The sequence below is a fragment of the Pseudorhodoplanes sp. genome (genome assembly GCA_032027085.1).
In the GTDB taxonomy this organism is placed as follows: domain Bacteria; phylum Pseudomonadota; class Alphaproteobacteria; order Rhizobiales; family Xanthobacteraceae; genus Pseudorhodoplanes.
Window position 1 is genome coordinate 2,355,285 of sequence record JAVSMS010000001.1, and the last position, 23,602, is coordinate 2,378,886.

The following is a 23,602-nucleotide window of genomic DNA, read 5'->3' on the forward strand; positions in this document are numbered from 1 at the left end:
CGGCAAAAGGGGCGAGCATGCAGTTCTTCTCGTTCTGGCGATCCCTTGCGAGTTTCCGCGTCCGCATTGCGCTCAATCTCAAGGGGCTGAGCGCCGACGTCGTCGACGTCAATCTGATGCAGGGCCGGCAGCGGGAAGAGGTATTCCGGAAAGTGAACCCGCAGATGCTGCTGCCGGCGTTGATCGATGGCGAAGGGCCGCCCCTGTTCCAGTCACTTGCCATCATCGAATATCTGGACGAGACGCATCCGCATCCGCGACTTCTGCCAGCGGAGCCGCGGGCACGTGCGCGCGCTCGGGCGTTGGCGATGATTGTCGCTTGCGATGCGCATCCGCTGATCGTGCCGCGGGTGCGCGAATATCTGGAACATGAACTAAAAGTTGACGAGACGGCGCGCAACAGGTGGATTCATCACTGGCTGGGCGAGGCGCTGAAGGCGCTGGAAATGAATCTCGCCGACAACCCGGAGACGGGGCGCTATTGTCAGGGCGACGCCATTACCGTCGCGGATATCTGTTTGGTCAGTCACGCCACCGGCGCAAACTTCTTCAAGCTCGACCTCGCGCCTTATCCGACCGTGCGCCGCATCGTCGACACCTGCATGCAGAACGACGCCTTCGCCCGCGCGCATCCGCTGAAACAGCCGGGCGCCCCGCAAAGCGCCTGATGTCGCCCGCTATCGCTTTCCGCCGCTGCTGTGTTTGCGTGCAGCGCCAATTCCAGCCACGCTGAGTTCAGCGGTCAGCGCGCCCTCGATGGCGCCGAGATCGGCTTCGAAGCGTTCAAGAAAATGCCGCGCCGCCGTGCTCAGCGTGCGGCGGGCCGGCGTGATCAGGATGAATTCTGCGTAGAGCGGGGGATCGATGACCGGGCTGATGATCAGCTCGCGCTTGTGCAGGTCGTTCGCGCAGATCAGCCCCGGCAACATGGTGACCCAGTCGGTGCGGGCCACGAATTCCAGCGTGCCGATCATGGCGTCCATTTCGATCATGCGCTCGATCGCGACGCCGTGCGTCTGGAAATAGATTTCCAGATTACGCCGGCGCACATTTTCCGGACCGGGCACGACAAATTTGAGCGGCGCGCATTCGGAGAGGCGTATCGGCGCGAGCGGCGTGAATTTGCTGTTCGGCCCGGAAATCAAGACCTCGCGGTCGCGCAGCAGAAGCCGCGATTTCAGGCCGATGCGTCCCTCGAAGGCCGGGACGATGGCAAAGTCGAGCTCATCGGCGAGCACCTTGTCGGTCAATACGCCGCTGTAACCCTCGAAGATGTGCAGATTCACATCCGGAAAAGCGGGAACAAAATACTCGAGCGTCGGCGCCAGGGCCGCGCGGGTGAAAGTCGGCATCAGGCCGATGCGCAGTTCGCCGGTCACGAGGCCGGCGAGGGAGCGGATATCCTCCTCGGCATTCTCCAGCATCCCGACGGCATCCACGCAGCGCCGGTAATAGCGCAGTCCGGCCGGGGTCGGCCGCACGCCGGTGGCAGAGCGGTCGAACAACGCGACGCCGAGCGCGCGTTCCACCGCGGAGACATGCTGCGAAATCCCGGATTGGGTTGCATGCTCCCGCTCCGCGGCGCGGGTGAAGGACCCTTCCTCGCAGACGGCGATCACGGCTTGAATCTGGCGAAGAGTCGGCCGGTGCTGCATCAGCAAACCTTATAGAGAAGGTCAAAGCATATTATTTCGAATGCGAAGTGTCAGCAGCTAAGTTCGTTTCAAAGTCGCTGGAGCCCGTTAATGAAACTTGGTTTTTTCACCATGCCGATCCACCCGCTCGACAAGGACTGGCGGCAATCCTTGCGCGAGGACCGGGAGGCTTTCGTGCTGGCTGATCAGCTCGGCTTCGTGGAGGGTTATGCCGGCGAGCATGCGACCGACAGGGCCGAGAACATCACCTCGTGTGCGATGTTCATCGCCACATTGGTCGATGCCGTGAAGACCATGAAGTTGGGCACCGGCACGATCAACATGCCGAACAGCCATCCTGCCGCCGTCGCGGCGCAGATCGCGATGCTCGACCATCTGCTGGATGGCCGTTTCATCTTCGGCATCAGCCCGGGCGGCTTGCTCTCGGATGCGGAGGTGTTCGGCAATCTCGACGCCAACCGCAACGAGATGTTTCTGGAGGCGATCAACCAGGTGCTGCAGATCTGGGAGAGCGAGCCGCCTTACAACCTCAAGGGCAAATACTGGAATATCAGCGTCGAGAAGCAGTTCATGCCCGAACTCGGCCAGGGATATTTACCCAAGCCTTTGCAGCGCCCGCATCCGCCCATCGTGGTCACGGCGGTTGCGCCATTCTCCAAGGGCGTCACCGAAGCCGCCGCCCGCGGCTGGGATCCGATCTCGGCCAACTTCCTGATGCCGTCCTGGGTGAAGAGCCATTGGCCGAAATATGCCGAGGGCTGCGAGCGCGCGGGCCGGCCAGCCGATCCCGCCAATTGGCGCGTCGCCAAGAGCATCTTCGTCGCCGATGATGACAACACCGCGCGCGATTACGCGACGGCGCCGAATTCGCCCTACCGCTATTATTACAAGCAGCTTTTCACCAAGCTGAAGGCGAATGGTCGCATTGAATTGTTCAAGACGCGGCGCGACCAGCCCGACGACGAGGTGACGCTGGACAGCGTCTGCGACGCGCTGATCATTTACGGCTCGCCCGATAAGGTGGCCGATGATCTTCTCGCCTTCCGCGAGACGGTCGGCGATTTCGGTACATTGCTCTACGCCGGCAAGGACTGGCTTGACCCCACGCTCGGCAAGCGGTCGATGCAGCTTCTGGCGGAAAAGGTGATGCCGAAGGTGAATGCGGCGATCGGCGGATCGCAGAAGGCGGCGGAGTAGAAAGCCATTTGCGGTCATTCCGGTACGTGCCAAAGACGCGATCCGGAAAACCCAGAACAGACGCAAGGCGGCGCGGCTGGATTTCCGCGGTTCTTCGCAGCGCCCCGAAGGACAAATCTAGCTGATCCGATTGATCAACGTCTTTCCGGCAAAATGCGCCGCCAGGTTGTCCAGCATCACCTGGCCGATTTCCGTTCGCGTCTCCATCGTGCCGGTGCCATGATGCGGCTGCACGATGACGTTCGGCAGCGCCAGCAAGTCCTCTGAGATGTTCGGTTCGTTGTCGAAAACGTCGAGCGCCGCATAGCCGAGCTTGCCGGTCTTCAGTGCCTCGATCATCGCCGGCTCGTCGACCACGCTGCCGCGCGCGACATTGATCAGGGTGCCTTGCGGTCCGAGCGCCTCGATCACCGCCTTCGACACGAGGTGGCGGGTTTCCTCTCCGCCCTTGCAGGCCACCATCAGATAGTCGCTCTGCCGCGCCAGCTCGACCGGATCGGCAATATACTCATAAGGCGCCTCCGCCTTCTTGCGCGGCCCCTGATAGATCACGCGCATGCGGAACGCCGCCGCGCGATCGGCGATCGCACGGCCGATGCCGCCGAGTCCGATGACGCCGCAGGTTTTTCGACCGACGCTGCGGCCGAGCTTGATCGGGCCTTTCGCGACCCATTCACCGTCACGCACATATTTGTCGGCCATCACGATCTGTCGCGCGGAGGCGAGCATCAGTCCGATGGCAAGATCGGCGACTTCCGGACCGATCACGTCGGGCGTGTTGGTGACGGGAATATTCTTTTCGCGCGCCGCCTTGAGATCGACGGCGTCGGTGCCGACGCCGAACACCGATATGATCTCGATATTCGGAAACCGGTCCATCATCTCGCGCGAGGCGCCGCGATTGGCCTCGGTGGCGATGGCGCGGATACGCCTGGCGGCTTCTGGCGTAAATGCGTCGGCCGGTACCGGCAGGGTGCGGAAGTGATGAATTGTGTAGTTCTCGCGCAGCGATTGCACCGTCGCTTCGGGGAACGAGCCGATATAAAGCACTTCGGGTTTCATGACTTAAGTCGTTGTTGCCGTGGCGGCTGAAGCGTCAGATTTCAAAAATCTGCTTCGGTGTCTTGTGCAGGCATTCACTCGCGCCGTTGGCCTGCACCAGATAATTGTCGCAGATCACGGCAAAGAGTGTGTCGGTCTCGTAACCGGGATGCACGGCGAGATTCATGTTTTCGGCAAGCGACATGGTTTCGTCGGCGCGCACCAGTGGACGCTCGACCAGGTCATATCCCTGTCCATGACAATAAAGCCGCAGCTCTTTCGGCAATCCGCGCGCCTGCATGAACTCGTCATGCGCGACGGCAATGTCGCGGCAGGATGCGCCGGGCTTGATCATCTTGAGCGTATGCGCCTGCGCTTCCTTCACGGTCTCGAAGCCGTCGATGATTTCATTGGATGCCTTGCCGAGCACGACGGTGCGGGCAATCTCCGTGTACATGCCGCCGGGTCCGCTATTCTCAATCAGCAGCGAAAAATAATCGCCCTGCTTGAGGGTGCGGCCCTGCATGTAGCGGTCGACGAAATCCGATCTCTGGCCAAGCGGAGCCGTGGAGCCGAGAAACAGGCCTTGCTCGCTGCCAAGCACTCGGCCTTCATATTGGGCAAGGGCGGTGATGTCGTTGTCCCGCATGCCGGGCTTTACCTTTTTCAGTACGCGGGCGAAAATCTCGTCCTGCATCTCCGCGCATTTGCGGATCAGAGCGATTTCCTCGGCGCTCTTCACTGCTTTGATGGCGTCCACCCATTCCGTTGCATCGACGAATGTCGTGCCTGAAAGGCCGGCTTCGATCTGCTTGACGAATTGATGCGGGATCGCGCCGGCCCCGAGCCAGCCGATAGTCTTGTAATTGCGGAGCTTCAATTCCTCGAGCGCCAGTTCGGCCTGATAGCCGAATGTGTAGGCAATCGAGGTGAAGGATGGTGTGCACAATATATCGCCAACGCCGCGATGAATGTCATGCTGTCCGTCCAGCTTGCGGCGTGCGCCCTGCGGTCCCATGTCGACCACGGTCATGTGGTCGGCGGCGTGGAAGATGACCGTGCGCGGATATCCATTATAGGCGGGAAAATCGGTGAACCACTTCACGTAGCCGCCCAGCCAATCATTGTTGTTCTGCATGACCAGCGCGTCGATCTTGCGATCCTTCATCCCGCGACGCACCGCCTCCCATCGGCGTTTTAGTTCGGCGGTAGAGATCGGATTGACGACGCGCTCGTTCATTATCGGCCTTGTGTCGGTGATTGTCCCGGGGGCTTTTGCGGCCGTACATTTTCACCCTGTCTACTGAGACGCAAGAGCGCAGGCGTACCGCATTGCGGTTATCTGCGCGATAGGCAATAAACACCGCAAGGGTTGCCGGCGGTCCAGACCGCTTCCGCGAGGTAATCAGGCGGACGTTGTGGTGCAGTCCGGCCTGGGGTCGAGTTTAATTTCGGGCGCACGAGCGACACGGATCGGTTCACCGGGCATGGATCTCCTTCTGAAAATTGTCATTGTCGATGAGAGCCCGGTCCGTTCCGCCATCATCGAGGAAGGGCTGCGCGAGGCCGGGTATACTCAGGTCACGCGCATCGAGGAGGTGACCAATCTGCTCGCTCGCATCTATGCGATCGATCCCGATGTGATCATCATCGATCTCGAGAATCCGAGCCGCGACGTACTCGAGCAGATGTTTCAGGTCAGCCGTGTCGTGAAACGGCCGATCGCCATGTTTGTCGATCAGAGTGACACTGCATCAATCCAGGCATCCGTCGACGCCGGAGTTTCGGCCTATATCGTCGGCGGGCTCATGAAGGAACGGGTGAAGAATATTCTGGATCTGTGCATTTCGCGGTTCAACGCTTTTTCGCGACTCCAATCGGAACTCGACCAAGCCAAGATTGCGCTGGAGGAGCGCAAGGTGATTGACCGCGCCAAGGGCATCCTCATGAAGGCTAAAAATCTGACGGAGGATGAAGCTTACGCGCTCCTCCGCAAGACAGCGATGAACGAGAAAAAGAAGATCGCCGAAATCGCGCAATCGGTCATCACGGCATCGGAGATGTTCAAATGAGCGAAGATCCGAGGCTGTGTATCGGGTTCATTCCGCTGGTCGATGCTGCCGCGCTGATTGTCGCCGTTGACAAGGGACTTGCCGCGGGAGAAGGGCTGGAGATCGAGCTGAAGCGCGAGGTATCGTGGTCAAACGTGCGCGACAAGCTCAACATCGGCCTGTTTGACGCGGCGCATTTGCTGGCGCCTGTGGCCATCGCATCGAGCCTGGGTCTTGGTCATGTGCGCGTGCCAATTCTTGCACCCTTCAATCTTGGCCTAAACGGCAATGCCATTACGGTTTCGCCGGAATTGTTCGCCGACTTGAAAACATCGGCTGACGGCGATCTGAGCGATCCGATGATATCCGCCAGGGCACTCGCACGCGTCGTAAGAGAGCGCCGCGCGCAACGCCGCGATCCTTTGACTTTTGGGATGACGTTCCCGTTCTCCACGCACAATTATCAATTGCGGTTCTGGATGGCCGCCGGCGGCGTCAATCCGGACGAGGACGTGTGCCTGGTCGTGCTGCCGCCGCCCTACATGGTGGAGAGTCTCGCAAAGAAGCATGTCGATGCCTTCTGCGTCGGCGCTCCCTGGAATTCGGTGGCGGTCGATCTTGGCGTCGGACATATCCTGCATTTCGCGTCGGAAATTTTCGCGCGCGCCGCGGAAAAGGTGCTGGCTGTGCGCGAACGCTGGGCGCAAGACAATCCTGATCTCCTGATCAGGCTGGTGCGGGCACAGGGCAAGGCAGCGGTCTTTGTCGGGAATCCGGATAATCATGCGGAGACGGCCGCCATCCTCGCCGCGCCAGACCGGCTCGGCGTGAAAGCCGAAGTCATCATGCGAACTCTCGCTGGCAAGCTGAAGGTGTCGCCGGACGGCGACGTGCGCGCGAGCGATCGCTACCTCCTGGTCGGCCGTGCCAATGCCGCTCGGCCCGATCCTGCGCAGGCCGCATGGCTTTACGCGCAGATGGTGCGCTGGAAGCAGGCGCCGCTTGACGGAAAGCTGCTTGCGCAGGCGCAGGCCGTGTTCCGGCCGGACATTCACGACAAGGCGCTTGGTGCGCCGCCGATGCCGGCAGGCGAGCCGGCCGACGGGATTGGAGCCTTTTCCGGTCCGGCTTTCGATCCCAGGGACATCGCGGGGCATCTCGCCAGCTGGTCGATCCCGGCGCGCTGACCGGGATTTTCCGGGATCCCATTTTCATATTGCGTTGCACAATCCTTTGGCAGCTGCCCAAGGTGCTGCAAAATTGCGCAGCATTAGTTTGCTGCCTTTTTTCTGGGCATTAGTTGTAACCAATTGAAAATTCAGAGAATTTCCTCTCCATCTGGACTGGCACAAAGCTTGAAAGAGGGAAGGTGAAACCGGCGGTCCGTGGAGGGCCGTCGCAGGTCCAACGAAGGGCCAACAGCAACGCCGCTGTCTGGGGGAACGCTCTTTGCGAGCGTGCGCTCGGGCTGCGGTTTTTTCGTGCCGGGTAGGGATGCAACAGGCGGGCTTCAAAAGTCCATCAACGCTGAAAGGACGACCAGTTCAGATGACCGACCCCATCAAGGGAATGCCGCAGCGCCGCGGCCTCACCCGTCGCACATTTCTGAAATCGAGTGCAGGGACCGCCGCGCTGCTGAGCGCGGTCGGCAGCCAGTTCCCCTTCGGTGTGCACATCGCCGAAGCGGCCGGCCCGGAGGTGAAAAAGGCGATCCTCGGTTACATCGCGCTGATGGATGCATCGCCCCTCGTCATCGCGAAGGAGAAGGGCATCTTCGCGAAATACGGCATGCCGGACGTGGAAGTCGCCAAGCAGGCGTCTTGGGGCGCGACGCGCGACAACATCGTTCTCGGCGGGGAGAAAAACGGCATCGACGGCGCGCATATTCTCACGCCGATGCCCTACCTGATCTCGGCCGGCAAGGTGACGCAGAACAACGTGCCGACGCCGATGTACATCTTGGCGCGGCTCAATCTCGATGCGCAGGCGATCTCGGTCGCGAATGAATACAAGGATTTGAAAGTCACCGCCGACGCCTCCGCGCTCAAGGCCGCCTTTGCCAAGAAGAAGGCCGCGGGCAAGGAAGTGAAGATCGCGATGACCTTCCCCGGCGGCACCCACGATCTGTGGCTCCGCTACTGGATCGCGGCCGGCGGCGTCGATCCCGACAAGGACGTGTCCACCATCGTTGTGCCCCCGCCGCAGATGGTGGCGAACATGAAAGTCGGCAACATGGACGCCTTCTGCGTCGGCGAGCCGTGGAACGAACAGCTCGTCAACCAGAATATCGGCTTCACTGCCTGCACCACCGGCGAGCTCTGGTTCAAGCATCCGGAAAAGGCGCTCGGCATGCGCGCCGAGTGGGTCGACAAATATCCGAACGCGGCCACGGCGCTGCTGATGGCCGTGCAGGAAGCGCAGCAATGGTGCGACAAGATGGAGAACAAGGAAGAGATGTCGGCCATCGTCGGCAAGCGGCAATGGTTCAACGTCCCCGTGCCCGACATCGTCGGCCGCGCCAAGGGCGACATCAATTACGGCAACGGCCGCGTCGAGAAGGGCACCAAGCAATTCATGAAGTTCTGGCAGGACCACGCGTCCTACCCGTTCAAGAGCCACGACGCCTGGTTCGTCACCGAGGATATCCGCTGGGGCAAGTTCGAGGCCGACACCGACATCAATGCGCTCGTGAACAAGGTCAATCGCGAGGACCTCTGGCGCGATGCCGCGAAATCTCTCGGCGTCGCCGCGGCAGACATTCCGTCATCGACGTCGCGCGGCAAGGAAACCTTCTTCGACGGCAAGATTTTCGATCCCGCTGATCCGCAAGGCTATCTGAAGAGCCTCTCCATCAAGCGCGTGGAAGTGTGAACCCGCTACGTGGCGGCATGCGCCGCCTCGTCCGATTCCGACGGAGAGAAATGCGATGAACATGCCGTTGCTCAAGTCCGAACCGGAAGCCGCCGTCGCGGCGCCCGCCTTGGCGGAGATTTTTCGGCTCGATCCCGCGAAGCCAAGTTATCTCAAGACCAGAGTACTTCCAGCGCTCGGTTCGCTCGCGGCGAACGTGCTGCCGCCGCTGGTGATGCTGCTGCTCATCCTCACGCTCTGGCAGATTCTCTGTATGAAGCCGGGCGCGACCCTGCCGTCGCCCACCAAGATCTGGGCTGAAGCATACGATCTGATCGTCGATCCCTTCTTCGTCGCCGGGCCGCAGGACATTGGTCTCGGCTGGCGCGTTCTCACCTCTCTGCAGCGCGTGGCGATCGGCTATGGCTTCGCCGCCCTGATCGGGATCGCTCTGGGCACCATTATTGGACAGTCGGTCTGGGCGATGCGCGGCCTTGATCCGATCTTTCAGGTGCTGCGCACGATCTCGCCGCTCGCCTGGCTGCCGATCTCGCTGGCGGCCTTCCGCGACAGCCAACCCTCCGCGATTTTCGTGATCTTCATCACCTCGGTCTGGCCGATCATCATCAATACCGCGGTCGGCATCCGCAACATCCCGCAAGACTACCGTAACGTCGCTGCGGTGCTGCGGCTGAACCATCTCGAATTCTTCACCAGGATCATGGTTCCGTCGGCGGCGCCCTACATCTTCACGGGCCTGCGCATCGGCATCGGCCTGTCCTGGCTCGCGATCGTCGCCGCCGAGATGCTCACCGGCGGCGTCGGCATCGGCTTCTTCATCTGGGATGCCTGGAACTCCTCGCGCCTCTCCGACATCGTGATCGCGCTCGTCTATATCGGGCTGGTCGGCTTCACCCTCGATCGCATTGTCGCCTTCGTCGCTACAATCGTCACGCGCGGCACCGCAGCCAATTGAGGTACTGATGACCGCTTATCTCAAGATAGATCACGTCGATAAGGTCTTCAGGCGCGGCGCCGCCACGACCGAAGTGCTCAAGGACATCACCCTCACCGTCGAGAAGGGCGAGTATGTCTCGATTATCGGACATTCCGGCTGCGGTAAGTCCACGCTGCTGAACATCGTCGCCGGCCTTACCGCGGCGACACGGGGCGGCGTGCTGCTGGAAGAGCGTGAAGTGAACTCGCCCGGCCCCGACCGCGCCGTGGTGTTCCAGAATCACTCGCTGCTCCCCTGGCTCACCGTCTACGACAATGTGCGGCTCGCGGTGGACAAGGTATTTTCCGGCGTGAAGTCTCGCGACGAGCGTCATGGCTGGACCATGCACAATCTCGATCTGGTGCAGATGGGACACGCCAAAGACAGGCGTCCTGCGGAAATTTCCGGCGGCATGAAGCAGCGTGTCGGCATCGCCCGCGCGCTGGCGATGGAGCCGAAGGTGCTGCTGCTGGACGAGCCGTTCGGCGCGCTCGACGCGCTCACCCGCGCGCATCTGCAGGATTCGGTGATGGCGTTGCAGCAGAAGCTCGGCAACACCGTACTGATGATCACCCACGACGTCGACGAGGCGGTGCTGCTCTCGGATCGCATCGTGATGATGACCAACGGTCCGTCCGCGCAGATCGGCGAAGTGCTTGAGGTTTCGCTGCCGCGCCCGCGCAAGCGGCTCGAGATGGCAGCAAACCCGATCTATCTGAAATGCCGCCAGCGCGTGCTGGAATTCCTCTACGAGCGGCATCGCTACGTGGAGGCGGCGTAGCGATCGGCGTCTCCCGCTCCGGCGCGAGAGGACAGATTATCGCCGCAACGGCGCGGCGAACCATGGACCGCAACGCTGCGGGGACAGCATCAACACCCGAGGTCCAGGGACCCTGCAATGAGTGAACGGCTGGTTGTTATCGGAAGTGGAATGGCATCGGGACGGATGCTCGAACATCTGTTCGCCGCCGCGCCCGGTGCTTACGACGTGATACTTTTTGGCGCGGAGCAACGTGGCAACTACAACCGCATCATGCTCTCGCCCGTTCTGGCGGGCGAGACGACCTATGAGCATATCGTCACCCACGACGCCGATTGGTATGTCGCGCACAATGTAAAGTGCCGGTTCGGCGAAACGGTGACGCGGATCGACCGTACCGCCAAGGTGGTGCGCTCCAGGAACGGCGAGACCCCTTACGACAAGCTGGTGATCGCAACCGGCTCGGCGCCTTTCATCATCCCGGTCGCTGGCAAGGAATTGCAGGGAGTGGTCGCCTTCCGCGATCTCGATGACGTCAACGCCATGATCGCGGTTGCCGAAAAGCCTGGCGGTAAGGCCGTGATCATTGGCGGCGGCCTGCTGGGACTGGAGGCGGCCGCGGCGCTTCGGATGCGCGGCATGGATGTGGTGGTGCTGCATCTCATGGGCCACTTGATGGAATTACAGCTCGATCCCGCGTCCGGCTCCCTGCTGCAGAAGGAACTGGAGGGGCGCGGCATCAGGATTCATTGCCGCGCGCAAACGACGGCCATTCTGGGTCACAAGCGCGCCGAAGCGGTGCTGCTCGACGATGGGACGATCTACCCGGCCGATCTGGTGGTCATGGCCGCGGGCGTCCGTCCCGAAACGCGGATCGCGACGGATGCAAGGCTGCATGTGGAACGCGGCATTGTCGTCGATGACCGCATGCTGACGTCCGATCCGGACATCCTTGCCATCGGGGAATGCGTTGAGCACAACAGCATCTGTTACGGCTTCGTCGCGCCGCTTTACGACATGGCGGCGGTCGCTGCGAAAACGCTTGCCGGCGAAGATGCAGTCTTCCGACCGCTTCAGACTGCGATCAATCTCAAGGTCACCGGCGTGCATGTCTTCTCGGCCGGTGATTTCATCGGCGCCGCCGGCAGCGAATGCCTCACCTTCACCGATCCGGGCTTGCGCACCTACAAGAAGCTGGTGCTCGCCGATGGGAAGCTGGCGGGGGCGGTACTGTTCGGCGATACCGTGGACGGCCCGTGGTATCTGGACCTGATCAGGAACGGCGCGCCGATTGATGAATTTCGCGACGATCTGATTTTCGGACGTGCACTGGTCGAACGGATGGCAGCCTGACATGTCCGGCGATTTTACACCCGATCAGAAGCGTTACCTGGAAGGTTACGTATCCGGTCTCAGCGCCGCGCGCGGCGCGCGTGGCGTCAAGCCGACCGGCGACGGCGAACCGATTGGCCCCGACGCCATCCACATCAAGGCGCAGGACCGCACCACGACGGCCGGCGGCAAGCTCAACGATCAGGAAAAAGTCAAACGCGAGCTGCATCCCTTCGACGCCTATAGCAAGCTGAAGGAACAGGCTGAGAAGAACGAGGCGCCGAAACCCGCCGACAATTTCCGATGGCGGTACTACGGGCTGTTCTATGTCGCGCCGGCGCAGTCTTCGTATATGTGCCGGCTGCGCATCGCCAACGGCATTCTCTCGCATTGGCAATTCGCAGGGCTGGCCGGGGTCGCGGAGAAATATGCCGGTCCTTATTCGCACGTGACCACGCGCGCCAACCTGCAACTGCGCGAAATCGAGCCAAAGAATGCGGTCAATGTGGTCGAGGCGATCCAGGATCTCGGCCTGTGCTCGCGCGGCTCCGGCGCTGACAATATCCGCAATGTCACCGGTACGCCAACGGCCGGGATCGATCCGCAGGAACTGCTCGATACGCGGCCCTATGCGCGGGATTGGCATTTCCACATCCTGAACGAACGGGCGCTCTATGGTCTGCCGCGCAAGTTCAATGTCGCCTTTGATGGCGCCGGCAAGATCGCGGTTCTGGAGGATACCAACGACATCGGTTTTCAGGCCGTCGAGGTGAGGTCGGGATTTGATGTCGAACCCGGTATCTATTTTCGGCTGATGCTGGGCGGCATTACCGGCCACAAGGATTTTGCCCGCGACACCGGCGTCATTCTCAAGCCGAACGAGGCGACCGCGATTTCCGACGCCATCGTCCGTGTCTTCATCGAGCATGGCGACCGCACCAATCGCAACAAGGCGCGGCTGAAATACGTGCTTGACGCCTGGGGTTTCGACAAATTCCTTGCTGCGGTTGAGGAGAAACTGGGTCGCAAACTGTTACGCATCGCGCCGGAGGCTTTGGCCGAACGCCCCGCTTTCGATCGCCTGGCGCATATCGGCGTACATCCGCAGAAGCAGATTGGTTTGCACTGGGCCGGCGTGGTGCTTCCGCTCGGCAGGATGACGGTCGAGCAGATGCGCGGCATAGCAAAGATTGCGCGCGAGTGCGGCGACGGCGATATCCGGCTCACGGTCTGGCAGAATTTGCTTATCTCCGGTGTGTCAACCGCGAAGATTGCGCAGGTCGAAGCGGACATTGAGGCGCTTGGCCTGTCGACCAAGGCAACATCCATCCGCGCCGGTCTTGTCGCCTGCACCGGCGCCACCGGTTGCCGCTTCGCCGCCGCCCACACCAAAGAGAACGCAGACGAGATCGCGCGCTGGTGCGAAAAGCGTGTGCAGATCGACAGTCCAGTCAACATCCATCTTACCGGCTGCCATCATTCCTGCGCGCAGCATTACATCGGCGATATCGGGCTGATTGGCGCACGCGTGCCCGTATCGGAGGAGGGCGATACGGTCGATGGCTATCACATTCACATTGGCGGCGGCTTTGGTCCGGATGCCGGGATGGCGCGCGAGATTTATCGCGACGTGACGGCGGAGACTGCGCCCAAGGTCGTTGAGAAAATGCTCAAGGGCTATCTCGCGCACCGTGCCTCGCCGGACGACACATTCCTGGCCTTCTCGCGCCGGCATGAGATTGATGCGCTGAAGACGATGTTCAATGCGGAGGCGGTGGAATGACCGAAGCCGTAGCTCCGCCGATCATCAATCTCGTTCCCGAAACCGCTCCGTTCACGCCGGAACAACGCTCCTGGCTGAACGGCTTTTTCGCCGGTCTTGTCTCGCTCGATGGCGCAGGCGTAACCGCTCTGTCCCCAGAACAGAACGCCGCCGTCCTGTCCGAGGCCAAGGGCCCGCTCGAGGACGGCGACGACGGCGAGGCGCCGTGGCACGACCAGACATTGCCGATGGCCGAGCGCATGAAGATGGCGGAAGGCCGTCCGCTACGCCGTCGCATGATGGCGGCGATGGCGCAGCAGGATTGCGGCCAGTGCGGCTACAATTGCGAGGACTACGCCAACAAGCTCTTTCAGAAAGAAGAGGAGCGGCTGAATCTCTGTGTCCCGGGCGGCAAGGATACCGCCCGTATGCTGAAGTCGCTCTATGAGGAACTGGGCAAGACCTCGGCGGCGCCTGCCATTGCCAAGTCCGCAGCGGAATACGCGCCTGTGTCCAACGGTGATCTTGGCCGCTCGCGCGACAATCCGGCTTTGGCGACATTCGTCTCACGCACCCGCCTGAACAAGCCGGGTTCTGAGAAGGAAACCTGGCATCTCGAATTCGACCTCACCGAATGCGGGCTGGATTATGCGGTCGGGGACTCGTTTGGCGTTTTCCCGCTCAATGATGCTGGACTTGTCAATGCGGTGATTGCGGCGATCGGTGCATCCGCCAATACGCCGGTTGTCGGAAAGACCCTGCAGCACGTCCTGACCAACGATGTTTCACTGTCGCCGGCGCCGGACGGATTGTTCCAGCTCATTTCCTATATCACCGGCGGTGAGCGGCGGCAGAAGGCCAAGGCGCTGGCGGCCGGCGAAGATCCCGACGGCGACGCGGCGACGCTCGACGTTCTCGCGGCCTTGCAGAAGTTCAAGGGTGTCCAGCCCGATCCGGAGGCGTTCGTGGAATCGCTGGAGCCGCTGCAGCCGCGGCTTTACTCGATCTCCTCCTCGCTGAAGAGCAATCCCGGCCGGGTTTCTCTCACTGTCGACTCCGTGCGCTACAAGATCGCGGACCGTCTGCGGTTGGGCGTTGCTTCCACGTTCCTCGCGGATCGCATCCAGCCGGGACAGAAACTGCGCGTCTATGTGCAGAAGGCGCATGCCTTCGGATTGCCGGCTGATCCTGGCACTCCTGTCATCATGGTCGGGCCTGGCACCGGAGTCGCCCCCTTCCGCGCCTTCCTCCACGAACGCATGGCGACGAAGGCGAAAGGCCCGAACTGGCTCTTCTTCGGCCATCAGAAGCGCGACTATGACTTCTTCTACGAGGATGAACTCAACGCGATGAAGACGGCAGGCGTGCTGACCCGGCTGTCGTTGGCGTGGTCGCGCGACGGGGACCAGAAATTCTATGTGCAGGACCGCATGCGTGAGGTTGGCCGCGATTTGTGGTCGTGGCTTGCCGACGGCGCACATTTCTATGTCTGCGGCGACGCCAAGCGCATGGCGAAGGATGTCGAGCTCGCGCTCGTCGACATCGTCGCACAATTCGGCGCGCGCACGACCGACGAAGCGATCGCCTTTGTCGCCGACCTCAAGAAAAAAGGCCGGTTGCAGATGGACGTCTATTGACGCCATGGACATGCCCCCGCCACATCCAAGCATTCGTACGACCTGCCCCTATTGCGGCGTCGGCTGCGGCGTGCTGGCGTCGCCGGACGGTCGTGGCGGCGCTACGATCTCCGGCGACCCCGCACATCCGGCGAACTTCGGTAGGCTGTGCTCGAAAGGTTCGGCGCTCGGCGAAACACTCGGACTTGAAACGCGGTTGTTGCATCCGATGCAGCGCAGCGAGGACGGGTCATTCGCCCGCATTTCGTGGGACAGCGCGCTCGATCAGGTCGCCGGCAAATTCCTCGGCATCATCCACAATCACGGACCCGAGGCGGTGGCGTTCTATCTCTCAGGGCAACTGCTTACTGAGGATTACTACGTCGCCAATAAACTGATGAAGGGATTCCTCGGCTCATCGAATGTCGATACGAATTCGCGGCTGTGCATGGCGTCATCGGTAGCGGGACATCGGCGCGCCTTCGGTGCCGACACCGTCCCTGGCACCTATTCCGATCTCGATCAGGCCGACCTCATTGTTCTGGTCGGGTCGAATGCCGCCTGGTGTCATCCAATTCTGTTTCAGAGAATGGTTGGTAATAAGCGCGGAAGAGGCGCGAAGATCGTCGTCATCGATCCCAGGAAGACGGGAACAGCCGAGGAATCCGACCTATTCCTGCCGATAAAGCCGGGGATGGACACGGTTCTGTTCAGCGCGCTGCTGGTTTTTCTTGCCGAGAACAACAAGCTCGATAGCGCCTACATCGCTGCGCATACCGAAGGCTTCGACGCGGCGCTCGCCCGGGCAAGCGAAATTGCGCCGAGCCTTCAAGTTGTTAGCAACCTGACCGGAATTTCCGAGCACGATCTCGCGCAGTTTTTTGCACTGTTTGCCGACACGGAGAAAGTCGTCACCTGCTACTCGCAGGGTGTGAACCAGTCCGCGCAAGGCACTGATAAAGTTAATGCAATTCTCAATTGTCACCTGGCGACAGGCCGCATCGGCAGGCCGGGAATGGGGCCGTTTTCGCTGACCGGGCAGCCCAATGCGATGGGCGGGCGCGAGGTCGGTGGCCTTGCCAACCAGTTGGCCGCACACATGAATTTCACGCCGCCGGAGATCGAGCGGGTGGGACGGTTCTGGAACGCTGCGAACATGGCTCAGCGCGAGGGGCTGAAGGCCGTGCAGATGTTCGAGGCGATTTCCACTGGCAAGATCAAGGCCTTGTGGGTGATGGCGACAAATCCGGCGGTGTCGCTCCCGGATGCCGGCAAGGTTTGTAATGCTCTTAGAAACCTCGATGCTCTGATCGTGAGCGAGAATGTTCTCGCGAATGACACGATATCCTCGGGTGCTCATCTTCTTCTTCCCGCTGCCGCCTGGGCCGAGAAGGATGGCACCGTCACAAATTCCGAGCGCCGCATCTCACGCCAGCGCGGCTTTCTTCCTTTGCCGGGCGAGGCGAAGCCTGACTGGTGGATCATCAGCGAAGTCGCGCGCCGCATGGGTTTCGGCGATGCGTTCGCTTACACGAGCGCCGCCGATATTTTCCGCGAACACGCCGCATTGTCGGCGTTGGAGAATGGCGGCACGCGCGATTTCGATCTCGGCGCACTCGCCGATATCGACAACAACGAATACGACCGGCTCGATCCGGTGCAATGGCCGCAGCGCATCCGCAGCACCGGGGAGACGCGCTTCTTTGCGCAGGGCGGCTTCTACACGGCCGACCGCAAGGCGCGGTTCATTGCCCCGGAAAATCCCGCACTTAAAGAAGACACGAGCAAGCGATTCCCGCTGCGCCTTAATACCGGTCGTGTTCGCGACCAATGGCATACCATGACTCGCACGGGCCTGAGCCCGCGGCTCGGCAGCCATCTGCCGGAACCCTATGTCGAAGTGCATCCCGAAGACGCCAAAAAATATGATCTGAGACACGACGGTTTTGCGCGCATCACGTCGCGCTTCGGTACCAGCATTCTCAAGGTCATGCTGAATGACGGGCAGCAGCCTGGCTCCGTCTTCGTGCCGATTCACTGGAACGATGAAACCGCGTCATGTGCGCGCGTCGGGGAGCTCGTCATGCCGGCGACCGACCCGTATTCGGGTCAGCCGGAGGCGAAGGCGACACCCGTCGCCATCGCGCCTCATCCCTACAGACTGCGCGGCTTTGTACTGGCGAAAGGCGCGCTGGCGCTGCCCGCAGGCACATGGTGGTCGCGTGTCGCGCTCCACGGCGGGTGCGGCTATCTCGTCGCCAGCAATGAGACCGGCGAAGCATGGCGCGAATGGGCGGCGCAGCAATTTTCGATGCATGGCGACATTGCCGAATACAGTGACACGCGGCGCCACACCTACCGCGCGGCGGCATTCAGGGATGGACGGTTGCAGACCTGCCTGTTTATCGCGCCGGCTGAGGCCGTACTGCCATGGGACGCGGTGAAGGCGTTGTTTGAAAGCGAAGACCTGGACGAGCAGCAACGCCGTCTTCTCCTGTCCGGCAAATCCGCCGAGGGGCTTGCCGCGGCGGGCCCGCTCATCTGCGCCTGTTTCGGCGTGCCGCTGAATGCTATCCGCACCGCCGTGATGTCGGGCGAAGCTTGCGACGTGGTCGATATCGGCAAGGCCTTGCGCGCCGGCACCAATTGCGGGTCCTGCCTGCCTGAACTGAGGAAGATCGTCGCGCAGGAATTGACGCAGCTAACGTTGAACGAGCAGCAAGATGACCGAGCGCCGGCAACCGTCTGATCAGGCGTCTTCGCGCATGGGCCGTCTTGCGCGACTTCCCGTCTTCTATGCGCTCGACGGAAGGCGCGTCGTTGTGGCAGGCGGCAGCGCCTCGGCGGCATGGAAGGCTGAACTGCTGTCAGCGACCGGCGCGCATGTCGATGTTTTTACGCGGGACCCGTCATCCGAGATGACGGAACTTGTTCTCGATCCGCCGTGCGGGCCAATCGTCATCCATCGCCGCGATTGCCTGCCCGACGACCTTGCCGGCGCGGCGATGGCCATCGGTGCCTGCGACTGCGATGAAACGGCAGATCGTTTCACCAGAATGGCGCGCCGCGCGGGCGTGCCGGTCAACGTGATCGACAAGCCGGATTTCTGCGACTTCGCCTTCGGCGCCATCGTCAACCGCTCGCCGCTGGTCGTCGGGATCTCGACCGACGGTGCAGCACCGGTTTTCGGGCAGGCGGTGCGTGCCAAGATCGAAGCGATGCTGCCTTCCGGCTTCGCCTCGTGGGCAAAGGCGGCACAGACCTGGAGGACATATGTGCAGGCTTCCAATCTGTCGTCGAGTGGCCGCCGTCGTTTCTGGCAGATGTTCACCGGCTTCGCCGTTTCCAATCCAGGCTACGAGCCGCGCGAAGCAGACTTCGCCCGTCTGCTGTCGGATGTGAGAGGTCTTGGTGACAAGGTTGAGCAGGGTTCGGTCACGCTGGTCGGCGCGGGACCCGGCGATCCGGAATTGCTTACATTGCGCGCGGTGCGTGCGCTGCAATCGGCCGATGTGATTCTGTTCGACGATCTGGTGTCGGCCGACATTCTGGATTTTGCCCGCCGGGAAGCCAAGAAGATGCTGGTGGGCAAAAGCGGCTATGGCCCCTCCTGCAAGCAGGACGATATCAACGCGACGATGATCGGACTTGCGCGCGGTGGGAAACGCGTGGTTCGCCTGAAGGGCGGCGATCCGATGATTTTCGGCCGCGCCGGTGAGGAAATCGCAGCTTGCCGCAAGGCCGGCATCGCTGTCGATGTCGTGCCTGGGATCACCGCGGCGCAGGGCGCGGCGGCTTCGCTCGGCGTGTCGCTGACTCATCGCGGGCAGGGGCGGCGCATTCAATACGTAACCGGCCATGCGCATGACGGCGCGTTGCCGGATGATCTCGACTGGGCGAGCATTGCGGACCCGTCGACCACGACCGCGATCTACATGCCGACACGCACTTTCCCACAGTTGGTCGAGAAGGCGATGGCGCAGGGGCTCGATGTCACGGCGCCGGTGGTCGCCATTTCGCGCGCGACACGGCCGGATGAGCAGGTGATTGTGGGCACGCTAGGCGATATGTCGGCGCGGCTTGCCGGGGAAAAACCGCCGGGCCCGCTACTGGTGTTGATCGGTCGCGTCCTCGCCCGCTATCGGGATGCCGCGGCCGATCAAAATGGCACCTTGGCCTTGCCCTGACTGCGACAGCCGCAGGCGCCTCAGAGCCCGAACTTTCTGCTGCCGTCTGCGTTCCTTTTCGTGCAGGAGGATCGCATGCCAAGCACAAAACGCCGGGTTCCGAAGCAAACCGCGAAATCCGTTAACGCGCGCATCCAGCGCACCACCGAACAGCGCATCCGCCATTTCGATCAAAATCAGGATCAGATCGATCGACGCCTACGTGAGCTCGAGCGGGAATGGGATGTCGAGCGCGCACTCGAATCCAATGCCGCGATCGCCGGCCTGATTGCGCTGGCGATCGCCGGCCAATCCCAGAATCGACGCTGGCTGGCGTTGCCGGCAGTCATTTCGGGCTTTCTGCTGCAGCATGCCATTCAAGGCTGGTGTCCGCCCCTGCCTGTTTTCAGGCAACTGGGCTTTCGCACCTCCTACGAAATTGAGCAGGAGCGCCAGGCGCTGAAAGCCCTACGTGGCGATTTTGCGCGCCTGCCATCCGGCCGCGGACGGGGGCGCGTCAGGGCCAGCCTGCGGGCCGCACGCGCCTGAGTTATTTTGGCAGTCCCCACAGCGTCGGATCGAACCGTTTCACCACCGTCGCCGAGACGATGTGATCGTCAAATTCCTTGGTCGGATCGTTGGAGTGGTTCGAGATATAGCGGTAATCAAAGCGCAGATCGGTCAGCGCCGCGAACAGGTTCGGAAACAGCATGGTTGCGCCGGGCGCCCAGGTCGTATCGTCGCGTTTGGTCGTGCTGGTACCGACGAAATCCCTGCGATAGTCGCGATGGCTGACGGCAAGATTGCCGCCGACAATGAGCCAGGGCGCCAGCGTCTTGTAGCCTTCAATCTTGCCGCCATATTCCCAGTAAGCGCCGGGTTGGATCTCGGTCAGGATGTTGGTGAGCGCGGTGCCGTTGATGTCACTCCAGCGCAGCCAGGGCGAGAACAAGGCAACACTTCCGTCACCAAACACCTTCGGAAAGGCGAAGCGACCGCGCGCTTCGGCATAGAAGCCTTCGCCAGACGGAAAGAAGTCGCCGTGCGAGCGATAGGCGAGGCGCAATTGCAGCGCGCGATAGGCGCCTTCCAGATTTCCCTCGAAGAGAGCGCCGACGGCCGCTTCGCTGTAATAATAATGCTTGTCGAAGGTTGCGACGGCGCCCCCGAGCGTCGGATGCAGCGAAAGTGCCGGCGTCAGATCGATGATCGGTCCGGTGTCGAGACCGGCCACGCCATAATTCAGTTCGCTCTCGCGCGCATGAATCTGCCCGGCGGCGAGCGCCGAGGTGCGCCAGCGCGTGCCGTTGATGTTGCGCTCGTCGCGCAGGTCGAGCGAGCCAAGAAGCTGCATCTCGCTTTTGCCCGGCAGATAATATGTGGGATTGGATTCGTAGGCGGTGCCCAGAGACGCGGTCACCAGCGTGACACTTGGCTGCAGGACGCGGCGAATGCGCTGCAACCCGCGCTGCGCTTCCACATTGTTGGGATCGTTCAGCAGCACGCGCTCATAAGCGGCCAGTGCCCAGCGCAACTGCCCGCTTTCTTCCGCGAGCTGGGCGAAGCGGATGTTCAAATCCGGATCGGCGGGACGCTTCAGGACTTGCTGATAGAGGCCGTCGAGCGCGGGCGTCGAGCCCGGCCGATCAGCGTGCGCGGTCGCGGCGGAAAGACAGATCGCCGTTGTCGCGCACAGGTAAACCAGCATGGTGCGGACGGGCCGCATCATTGCAAATATCTTCACACCTGTGCCCTACAACCATTTCAACGTCTTCCACCGCGGGGAGATTTAGCGGACAGCGGCGCGGAGGGCCACAAAAATTTGCCGAGTCATTGAACCTGTGGCTTTTGCGCACTGACTAATGTCGGGCGAGCCATTATAACGGGGCGGTTTTCAGGGACGGACATATGGCTGTATTTTCCTACCTTCCGCGGATGTCTGGTCTGCTTGTCGCAGTGTCGATTGCCGGCCCGTTAGCTCCATTTTTTTCGGCACCGGCCCTGGCATCCAAGATCGGCGTCGCGTCCGCCGTCAAAAATCAGGTGCAGGGCTCCAACAACCGCGCGCTCTCGGTCGGCAGCGATGTCTTCACGAATGAGCGTGTGCGCACCGGCGCCGAGTCCACCGCGCAGCTTCTGTTCCTCGACAAGACCAGCCTGAGCATCGGTCCGCAGGCCGAGCTTGTGCTCGACAAGTTCGTCTACAATCCGAACCGCGGCTCGGGCGAGGTCGTGCTTAGTTCAGTGAAGGGTGCGTTCCGCTTCGTCTCCGGTTCGCAAGACCCGCGGCATTACACGATTAAAACTCCGGTCGCGACGCTCGGCGTGCGCGGCACGGTGGTGGATTATCTGGTACAGAACGGCAAGGCCGTTTTCATTCTGGTGCAGGGCGCGGCGCAGCTCACGATTCCGGGCGGCAAGGTGGTCCACCTGACCAAACCAGGGACGGTCTATGTGGTGCATGCGGGCGGCAAGATCGAAGGCCCGCTGCCAAATGACGGCACCATTGTGCACGCCTTCGGCAATATCGCGTTCCCGCTTTACGGCTGGTTCTTCCAGGGCGATCCGCAGAACCCCCAAGCGCTTGGGCGCATCGATAATATCGATCAGCTCAATGCGATCGTGAATCGGGGGACGCCACCCGTAGTCAATAATGGCAGCACCGGTGGCGGTGGCGGCAGCTGTACGTTGATTTGTTAACGTTCTGCGCATCCTGTCGATCTGGCCGTTGGCCCGCGTCTTACTGGTTGCCCAGTGCAACAATTCCGGCCGCGCGACCGGCGCAAAAACCCAAATATGAAGCCCCAGTTTGTGACGGACCCCGGGTTCGGGCCTTGCAAAAGCCGGTCTGCATTGCCACTATTTATTTTTGAAGCCACTCGTTCGGTCCGCCGGAGAGGGCTTTTTGCTTTTGTGGGGCAATCTGGATGTCCACGAACAGAGACAGCCATATCCGGCTGACATCCCATCCCGGCCACCGGACGCCGGGGCGCTACCCGATCACATGGGGCGCTCAGACCGCGCGCGAACGCGGACCGGTCATCGGCACCGTGACTTCGGCCGGCGATCGCAACGCGATCGGCGCGCATGGCGGATCCTATTCGCTGTATCGGGCGCTGGCGGTGTCGTCGGGCGCGATGAATCCGATTGCGCGGCCGGACCTCACCAACACGTCACCCGTGGTCGATATTGGACCGTTCCCGCAATGGGCGGAGCCGGACCGCATCGTCTCGCTTGACCCCTGGGGGCATCGCGTGCCCGAGGATTTCCGGCAGGAAATCGCGGAGGGGCTCGACATCCGTCCGACCATCGCCATTACCAGGGCGCGGCTTTCCATCCCCGAATTCGACAGCGCAGGTCTGGTCGATGCCGACGGCGAGATCGTGCGCGCGAACGGCGACATCGCCGTGACCAAAGCCGCCATCGACCCGGTCTGGTTTCTGCCCGGCATCGCCGAGCGTTTCGGCGTGAGCGAGGACAAGCTCCGCCGCACGCTGTTCGAGCAGACCGGCGGCATGTATCCCGAACTCGTCACGCGGCCTGATCTCTCGGTGTTCCTGCCGCCGATCGGCGGCATCACGCTTTACATCTTCGGCGATCCGGCGGCGATCGCCGATCCGAAGCGTACGCTCGCCTGCCGCGTCCACGACGAATGCAACGGCTCCGACGTGTTCGGCTCCGACATCTGCACCTGCCGGCCGTATCTTATTCATGGCCTTGCCGAATGCGTGAAGGAAGCGCAGAAGGGCGGCGCCGGCCTCATCGTCTATAACCGCAAGGAAGGCCGCGCGCTCGGTGAGGTGACGAAATTCCTCGTCTACAACGCGCGCAAACGCCAGGAAGGCGGCGACCAGGCGGCGACCTATTTCGAGCGCACCGAATGCGTCGCCGGCGTGCAGGACGCGCGCTTCCAGCAATTGATGCCGGACGTGCTGCACTGGCTCGGCATCACGCGCATCGATCGTTTCATGTCGATGTCGAACATGAAATATGATGCCATCGTCGAGTCCGGCATCCATATCGTGGAACGCGTGCCGATCCCGCCGGAGCTTATTCCGCCGGATGCGCAGGTCGAGCTCGAAGCCAAGAAGGCCGCGGGCTATTACACGCCGGCTGGTGCGCCGACCGAGGAAGATCTCAAGACCGTCGTCGGCCGCAAGCTCGATGAGTTCTGA

At 61.7% G+C, this 23,602-nt stretch carries 19 protein-coding genes; 15 read left to right on the top strand and 4 right to left on the bottom strand.

What is annotated here, in order from left to right; translation table 11 throughout:
• Nucleotides 1–17: 17 nt before the first annotated feature.
• Nucleotides 18–668 carry a maleylacetoacetate isomerase gene (maiA, locus tag RO009_11395; protein MDT3685634.1) on the top strand — a complete coding sequence of 217 codons (651 nt, stop codon included), beginning with the start codon at nucleotides 18–20 and terminating at the stop codon, nucleotides 666–668.
• 9 nt (nucleotides 669–677) lie between these two features.
• Here maiA and RO009_11400 read toward each other — a convergent pair whose 3' ends face one another.
• Complete coding sequence (locus RO009_11400) at nucleotides 678–1,655, bottom strand: LysR family transcriptional regulator (GenBank protein MDT3685635.1); 978 nt, start codon at nucleotides 1,653–1,655, stop codon at nucleotides 678–680.
• 90 nt (nucleotides 1,656–1,745) lie between these two features.
• Here RO009_11400 and RO009_11405 point away from each other — a divergent pair, with 90 nt between their 5' ends.
• Nucleotides 1,746–2,852 (top strand): LLM class flavin-dependent oxidoreductase, encoded by a 1,107-nt coding sequence (locus RO009_11405; GenBank protein MDT3685636.1) that lies wholly within the window; start codon nucleotides 1,746–1,748, stop codon nucleotides 2,850–2,852.
• Nucleotides 2,853–2,969: 117 nt separating this feature from the next.
• Here the strand turns inward: RO009_11405 and RO009_11410 are convergent, their stop codons facing one another.
• Nucleotides 2,970–3,914: a 2-hydroxyacid dehydrogenase gene (locus tag RO009_11410; protein MDT3685637.1), complete on the bottom strand. Its 945-nt coding sequence runs from the start codon at nucleotides 3,912–3,914 to the stop codon at nucleotides 2,970–2,972.
• Nucleotides 3,915–3,948: 34 nt separating this feature from the next.
• A complete protein-coding gene (locus RO009_11415; GenBank protein ID MDT3685638.1) occupies nucleotides 3,949–5,133 on the bottom strand; it encodes a M24 family metallopeptidase in 1,185 nt (394 codons plus the stop codon).
• A gap of 247 nt (nucleotides 5,134–5,380) precedes the next feature.
• On the opposite strand from RO009_11415, the gene RO009_11420 reads away from it, so the two are divergent.
• The 11 genes from RO009_11420 (at nucleotide 5,381) to RO009_11470 (ending at nucleotide 19,976) form a co-directional block, all read left to right on the top strand.
• Nucleotides 5,381–5,965, top strand: coding sequence for an ANTAR domain-containing protein (locus RO009_11420; protein ID MDT3685639.1), 585 nt, complete (start codon nucleotides 5,381–5,383; stop codon nucleotides 5,963–5,965).
• Nucleotides 5,962–7,131 (top strand): CmpA/NrtA family ABC transporter substrate-binding protein, encoded by a 1,170-nt coding sequence (locus RO009_11425; protein ID MDT3685640.1) that lies wholly within the window; start codon nucleotides 5,962–5,964, stop codon nucleotides 7,129–7,131. Before RO009_11420 ends, RO009_11425 begins: the two co-directional genes overlap by 4 nt.
• 361 nt (nucleotides 7,132–7,492) lie before the next feature.
• Complete coding sequence (locus RO009_11430; protein MDT3685641.1) at nucleotides 7,493–8,815, top strand: CmpA/NrtA family ABC transporter substrate-binding protein; 1,323 nt, start codon at nucleotides 7,493–7,495, stop codon at nucleotides 8,813–8,815.
• Nucleotides 8,816–8,870: 55 nt separating this feature from the next.
• Nucleotides 8,871–9,770 carry a nitrate ABC transporter permease gene (ntrB, locus tag RO009_11435; protein ID MDT3685642.1) on the top strand — a complete coding sequence of 300 codons (900 nt, stop codon included), beginning with the start codon at nucleotides 8,871–8,873 and terminating at the stop codon, nucleotides 9,768–9,770.
• Nucleotides 9,771–9,777: 7 nt separating this feature from the next.
• Complete coding sequence (locus RO009_11440) at nucleotides 9,778–10,572, top strand: ABC transporter ATP-binding protein (GenBank protein ID MDT3685643.1); 795 nt, start codon at nucleotides 9,778–9,780, stop codon at nucleotides 10,570–10,572.
• Nucleotides 10,573–10,689: 117 nt separating this feature from the next.
• A complete protein-coding gene (locus RO009_11445) occupies nucleotides 10,690–11,904 on the top strand; it encodes an FAD-dependent oxidoreductase (GenBank protein ID MDT3685644.1) in 1,215 nt (404 codons plus the stop codon).
• Between the two features lies 1 nt (nucleotide 11,905).
• Nucleotides 11,906–13,666, top strand: a complete 1,761-nt coding sequence (locus tag RO009_11450; protein MDT3685645.1) for a NirA family protein — start codon at nucleotides 11,906–11,908, stop codon at nucleotides 13,664–13,666.
• Complete coding sequence (locus tag RO009_11455; GenBank protein MDT3685646.1) at nucleotides 13,663–15,282, top strand: sulfite reductase subunit alpha; 1,620 nt, start codon at nucleotides 13,663–13,665, stop codon at nucleotides 15,280–15,282. The genes RO009_11450 and RO009_11455 overlap by 4 nt, the downstream gene beginning before the upstream one ends.
• 4 nt (nucleotides 15,283–15,286) lie before the next feature.
• Complete coding sequence (locus RO009_11460; GenBank protein ID MDT3685647.1) at nucleotides 15,287–18,010, top strand: molybdopterin-dependent oxidoreductase; 2,724 nt, start codon at nucleotides 15,287–15,289, stop codon at nucleotides 18,008–18,010.
• On the top strand, nucleotides 17,985–19,448 hold the full coding sequence (gene cysG / locus RO009_11465) for a siroheme synthase CysG (GenBank protein ID MDT3685648.1): 1,464 nt from the start codon (nucleotides 17,985–17,987) through the stop codon (nucleotides 19,446–19,448). Before RO009_11460 ends, cysG begins: the two co-directional genes overlap by 26 nt.
• Nucleotides 19,449–19,508: 60 nt before the next feature.
• A complete protein-coding gene (locus RO009_11470; protein MDT3685649.1) occupies nucleotides 19,509–19,976 on the top strand; it encodes a hypothetical protein in 468 nt (155 codons plus the stop codon).
• A 1-nt stretch (nucleotide 19,977) separates the two neighbouring features.
• Here RO009_11470 and RO009_11475 read toward each other — a convergent pair whose 3' ends face one another.
• Nucleotides 19,978–21,156: a hypothetical protein gene (locus tag RO009_11475; GenBank protein ID MDT3685650.1), complete on the bottom strand. Its 1,179-nt coding sequence runs from the start codon at nucleotides 21,154–21,156 to the stop codon at nucleotides 19,978–19,980.
• 179 nt (nucleotides 21,157–21,335) lie between these two features.
• Between RO009_11475 and RO009_11480 the strand changes: the two genes are divergently transcribed.
• Entirely contained in the window at nucleotides 21,336–22,127 is a 792-nt protein-coding gene (locus tag RO009_11480) for a FecR domain-containing protein (protein ID MDT3685651.1), read from the top strand.
• Nucleotides 22,128–22,354: 227 nt separating this feature from the next.
• Entirely contained in the window at nucleotides 22,355–23,602 is a 1,248-nt protein-coding gene (locus RO009_11485; GenBank protein MDT3685652.1) for a GTP cyclohydrolase II, read from the top strand.

Bases quoted from the DNA above. Each gene is read 5' to 3' on its own strand.
- maiA (MDT3685634.1), top strand. From the start codon at position 18: ATGCAGTTCTTCTCGTTCTGGCGATCCCTTGCGAGTTTCCGCGTCCGC.
- RO009_11400 (MDT3685635.1), bottom strand. From the start codon at position 1,655: ATGCAGCACCGGCCGACTCTTCGCCAGATTCAAGCCGTGATCGCCGTC.
- RO009_11405 (MDT3685636.1), top strand. From the start codon at position 1,746: ATGAAACTTGGTTTTTTCACCATGCCGATCCACCCGCTCGACAAGGAC.
- RO009_11410 (MDT3685637.1), bottom strand. From the start codon at position 3,914: ATGAAACCCGAAGTGCTTTATATCGGCTCGTTCCCCGAAGCGACGGTG.
- RO009_11415 (MDT3685638.1), bottom strand. From the start codon at position 5,133: ATGAACGAGCGCGTCGTCAATCCGATCTCTACCGCCGAACTAAAACGC.
- RO009_11420 (MDT3685639.1), top strand. From the start codon at position 5,381: ATGGATCTCCTTCTGAAAATTGTCATTGTCGATGAGAGCCCGGTCCGT.
- RO009_11425 (MDT3685640.1), top strand. From the start codon at position 5,962: ATGAGCGAAGATCCGAGGCTGTGTATCGGGTTCATTCCGCTGGTCGAT.
- RO009_11430 (MDT3685641.1), top strand. From the start codon at position 7,493: ATGACCGACCCCATCAAGGGAATGCCGCAGCGCCGCGGCCTCACCCGT.
- ntrB (MDT3685642.1), top strand. From the start codon at position 8,871: ATGAACATGCCGTTGCTCAAGTCCGAACCGGAAGCCGCCGTCGCGGCG.
- RO009_11440 (MDT3685643.1), top strand. From the start codon at position 9,778: ATGACCGCTTATCTCAAGATAGATCACGTCGATAAGGTCTTCAGGCGC.
- RO009_11445 (MDT3685644.1), top strand. From the start codon at position 10,690: ATGAGTGAACGGCTGGTTGTTATCGGAAGTGGAATGGCATCGGGACGG.
- RO009_11450 (MDT3685645.1), top strand. From the start codon at position 11,906: ATGTCCGGCGATTTTACACCCGATCAGAAGCGTTACCTGGAAGGTTAC.
- RO009_11455 (MDT3685646.1), top strand. From the start codon at position 13,663: ATGACCGAAGCCGTAGCTCCGCCGATCATCAATCTCGTTCCCGAAACC.
- RO009_11460 (MDT3685647.1), top strand. From the start codon at position 15,287: ATGGACATGCCCCCGCCACATCCAAGCATTCGTACGACCTGCCCCTAT.
- cysG (MDT3685648.1), top strand. From the start codon at position 17,985: ATGACCGAGCGCCGGCAACCGTCTGATCAGGCGTCTTCGCGCATGGGC.
- RO009_11475 (MDT3685650.1), bottom strand. From the start codon at position 21,156: ATGATGCGGCCCGTCCGCACCATGCTGGTTTACCTGTGCGCGACAACG.
- RO009_11480 (MDT3685651.1), top strand. From the start codon at position 21,336: ATGGCTGTATTTTCCTACCTTCCGCGGATGTCTGGTCTGCTTGTCGCA.
- RO009_11485 (MDT3685652.1), top strand. From the start codon at position 22,355: ATGTCCACGAACAGAGACAGCCATATCCGGCTGACATCCCATCCCGGC.